This window comes from Candidatus Desulfatibia sp. (assembly GCF_036446775.1).
Taxonomy (GTDB): domain Bacteria; phylum Desulfobacterota; class Desulfobacteria; order Desulfobacterales; family UBA11574; genus Desulfatibia_A.
Genome location: NZ_JAZFTO010000119.1, coordinates 1 through 4484, shown reverse-complemented (window position 1 = coordinate 4484; position 4484 = coordinate 1). Strand labels below are relative to the sequence as shown.

The 4484-nt window shown below is 44.8% G+C and carries 4 protein-coding genes; all 4 read left to right on the top strand.

All coding sequences use genetic code 11. The features are described 5' to 3' along the window. The first annotated feature begins 334 nt into the window (after positions 1–334). Complete coding sequence (locus V3S16_RS05760) at positions 335–1555, top strand: hypothetical protein (protein ID WP_413883724.1); 1221 nt, start codon at positions 335–337, stop codon at positions 1553–1555. Between the two features lie 200 nt (positions 1556–1755). Next, positions 1756–2433 (top strand): WbqC family protein, encoded by a 678-nt coding sequence (locus V3S16_RS05755; protein WP_413883723.1) that lies wholly within the window; start codon positions 1756–1758, stop codon positions 2431–2433. After that, complete coding sequence (locus V3S16_RS05750) at positions 2430–3053, top strand: PIG-L deacetylase family protein (protein ID WP_413883722.1); 624 nt, start codon at positions 2430–2432, stop codon at positions 3051–3053. Before V3S16_RS05755 ends, V3S16_RS05750 begins: the two co-directional genes overlap by 4 nt. A gap of 445 nt (positions 3054–3498) precedes the next feature. Beyond that, a partial coding sequence (locus V3S16_RS05745) for a DegT/DnrJ/EryC1/StrS family aminotransferase (protein WP_413883721.1) occupies positions 3499–4484 on the top strand: 986 nt, incomplete at its 3' end.

Sequence of the window (4484 nt, the reverse complement as noted above, 5' to 3'; positions counted from 1 at the left end):
TAAAATGGTTGAAAAAATCGACGCCCTGTACGCTTCGCTTCTTCACCAAAAAAATAAAACGAATTATCACGAAAACACGAAATAATAAAAGCACGAAAGTTAAATAAGTTAAGCAATATCTATGAAGATTAAATTTATCATTGTCCTAATATTTTTTATCTTCTTTTTTTATGGCAGCGTGAATGCGGCCCAGGAATGGATGCAAGTCCCGGGTGTCATCCATGTCCACACATCTTTTGATGGCGCGGGGCAATATTCCCTGTAGCAACTTGTATCAAAGGCAAAAAAAAAGGGACTGGGGGTTCTCATCCCGGCGGATCATGACCTGCAGGTCATGGAATATGGCCTCCCCCCCTTCAGGAACATTCTCAAGAAAAGGGAGAAAAGAGGGTCGGTTATCAAGGCCGGGCCGGAAAAGTTTCTTGCTCAGATTGCGCGAGTGAACAGAATGCAGAATGACGTTCTGGTTATCCCGGGTGTTCAATCCTCCCCTTTTTACTTCTGGACTGGCAGTCCCTTTAAAGGCGATCTAACTGCGAATGACTATCGAAAAGAGCTTCTGCTGGTGGGGATGCAGTCAGCTGAAGATTATCGAGGTTTACCTATCCTTCATAACGGGTTTTCAACACGTTATACCAGAAAAATACTGCCGCGAAGCCTAATCTTTTTGGCAGGCCTTGTTCTGGCTGTTTATCTTGTAATACATAAAGGGGTTATAAAAATTATTGGTGTGATCATTAGCATTTTATTTGTTGGCATGTTGATCAATTATCACCCTTTTCAAAGTTCACTCTTCGATCCATATCATGGAGATCAAGGGATAAAGCCGTTTCAGGACCTTATCGATTATGTTAAAGAACGGAATGGCCATGTATTTTGGTTGCATCCTGAATCAAATTACGCCGTCAACGGTGTTCGACTTGGGCCGGTTACGTTAATTACTAAACATTATCCCGATGATTTAATTGCTTCAAAAGGCTATACCGGATTCGAGGCCCTATACGGTGACAATATAACTGCAACCGATCCGGGTAAACACTGGGATCAAATTCTCAGTGCATATTGCCGGGGAGATAGGGATAGACCTGTTTGGGGAATATCAGGAGCTGATTTTCACGGGGGTGGCAATGAAAATATTGATACGTTTCAAACGATTTTTTTAGTCAGACATAAGACTGCGGAAGCAATAATGGAAGCACTTTCCAAGGGTCGGTTTTATGCAGTTCTCAAAGGGAGCACCAGGCTGTCATTGGATCGCTTTCGGGTCAGAGACAATCAGACCGGCAATGCAGCCATTTTGGGACAAGAGCTGGATTTGCAGGGTGATCCCTTGGTGGAAGGCAGGCTGTCGGCATCCGATAATGGTCGTTATGCTGTTAAAGTTTCGCTGATCAGGGGCGGGGAGGTCATGGAGTATTTTGAGGGTGAAACCCCTTTGGAATTCTACTTTGTGGATCAAGATTACGGCGATGGTAAAACATTTTACAGATTGGACGTCCGTGGCCGTGGTGTAGGGAGATTGCTATCTAACCCTATATTTGTTAGCAAGAAATAAAATCATTCAGCCTAAAGGAATTGCTCACCGCAAAGACGCAGAGAGCGCAAAGAAAAGATAATTTTCCTTTGACGTTGACCCCGCAAAGCTGCGGAGTCAACGCAAAACAATAAATAAACTCTGTGTGCTCTGCGTCTCTAATGAGCGGAGCGAATGGGCGGTAAAACCGTGCTTTTATCTAAAGCAAAAGGAAGCTGAAATTGATAGTTGCTATTCACCAACCCCAATATCTTCCCTGGTTAGGTTATTTCGATAAAATTATTAAAGCGGATGCGTTTTGTTACCTTGACAATGTCCAGTACAAAAAGAATGAATGGCAAAATCGAAATAGAATCAAAACAGACCAAGGCCGGCAATGGTTGACGGTGCCGGTTTTATACCGTTTTCCGCAGAAAATCAATGAAGTCAAAATCAACAATACGGTTAACTGGAAGCGAAAACATCTTCAGGCGATGATTACGAATTATAGCAAGGCACCGTTTTTTTTGGAATATATCGGATTTTTTGAAGAGGTCTATTCCAAAGACTGGGAATTGATATCTGAGTTAAACGTTTACCTGATTGATCGTATGCGGGAGATGTTAAACATACAAGAAAAACAGACGGTTTTGGCTTCGACCCTGAGCCTCAGTGATGATCCGACAGACCGTTTAATCGATATCTGCAAAGCGTTGGGCGGGGATACCTATCTGTCGGGTCAGGATGGGGCCAGGTATATGAATTTAGAGCGATTTAAAGCAAATGGTATTGAGGTAATCGTTCAAAATTTCATACACCCCGAATATCCCCAGCTTTTTGGCGATTTTGCGTCGCATTTATCTATTGTGGATTTACTATTCAATTGCGGTCCTGAAACTCTGGAAAGGATTAAGGCATGAAAAAGATAAAAATTCTGGCAATCGGTGCTCATCCGGATGACATCGAGTTTGGGTGCGCAGGAACACTTATTAAATACACTGAGAAAGGGCACCGGTTATTTCTGATGGTAATGACAGAAGGCGGTCTTGGGGCTCCAACATCGGTCAGAGCCAGGGAACAATCGGATTCCAAGGAGATTTTGGGTGCCGAAGACATCTTCTGGGGCGGGTATGAAGATACTCATCTTTTGGTGGACCAGAAAACGATTGGCAAGATTGAGGAAGTTATTTCCAAAGTGAAGCCGGATTTTATTTTCTGCAACTTTCTGGACGATACGCATCAGGATCACAGACATCTTGCTCAAGCGACCATATCGGCCACGCGCTATATACGAAATGTTCTGTTTTACGAAGGTCCCACCACCCAGAATTTTACCCCCCATATCTTTGTTGATATATCCGATACCCTTGACAGAAAGATAAAAGCCCTGGAAGCTCACCGGTCACAGGTTGCAAAGACCAATATCGAGGATTTGACGGTTGTGGAACTGGCACGGTCAAGCGCTAATTTCAGAGGCATCCAGGGCCGAGTAAAGTATGCCGAGGCATTTCATTCGTTGCGGTTGTTCATCAACATTTGAATCTTATATGCCAAATTTATAAAGATGAGTATATTTTAATAATCTTTATCAGACAGGATCGACAGGATATTCAGGATTTACTTAATTTATTTCGTTTTCCATTTTCACCGCAAAGACGCAGAGCGCGCAAAGAAAAGATACTTTTATTTTGCCGTTGAGAGGACGGCAAAAGAAAAAAAATCAATCGCTACGCGATATTTTGGGGCTTTAAATGCCCGTAGGGCGTGATGCTTATAGTTTTCCGTCCTCTCAACGGAAAACTATAAAATAAATAACCTCGGCGTTCTCTGCGGCTCTAATGAGCGCAGCGAATGGGCGGTGAATTATTGTATTAAAACGGACAGCAGTGATCGAGATTATCATGTTAATCCTGCCTGCCCCGTAGGTCCCCGTGGAATTGCCGGGTCAGGCCGGCAGATCGTACGGGGGTCCAAAATAGAGACCTGTGAATCATAGCAACGCAAATTCAAACTTCATTCCGCATTCGCGGCCGACCCTGGGCCAGGAGGAGATAGAGCCGGTAGCCGGGGTGATTGCATCTTCGCAGATAGCACAGAGCAAGGTTGTGCACGAATTCGAGCGTGCCTTTGCGAAAGAGATAAATGTGAAGTATGCAGTCAGCACAAACTCGGGGACAGCAGCCTTGCATCTGGCACTCCTGGCCATGGGTATCGGAGAGCAGGATGAGGTGATTATCCCCAGCTATGTGTGTACCGCTTTGCTTAATGCTGTTAAATACGTAAGCGCTGCGCCGGTTCTGGCGGAAATCGATCCTGGAAACTACAATCTTGATCCTGATGATGTTAAAAGGCGGCTGACCAAACGAACCAAAGCGGTGATTGTTCCCCATCTCTTCGGACTGGCAGCCGAGATGGAGGATCTGCTTGCTTTGAACGTACCCATCATTGAAGATTGTGCCCAGGCCATTGGAAGTACCTATAACCAAAAATATGTGGGAACATTTGGTGAGGCGGCCATATTCTCCTTTTATGCCACCAAGGTGATGACCACCGGTGAAGGCGGCATGGTCGTTTCCGACTCAAAAGACCTCATGGCCCGTGTTAGAGACTTGCGGGAATACGACAACAAGGACAAGTATAAAATCCGATATAATTATAAAACGACCGATATTTGCGCTGCTATCGGCCTGGTGCAACTGTCACGGATTGAAAAATTTATCCAGCGCCGCCGGGCTATTGCCAGATCATACGATCAGGCCTTTGAATCTCTGGATTTGCAGCTTCCTCCTCGGGAGCAGGGGCATATCTATTTCAGATACGTTTTAGGATTGGGAACCGATTCCAGTTCCTGGATTAGAAAACTTAAGGGAGAAGGGATCGGGTGTGCCAGGCCGGTTTACCGGCCCCTTCATCAGTATTTAGGCTTGAAGGGATTTCCTCGAACAGAAAAGGCTTGGAAGGAGTCTTTATC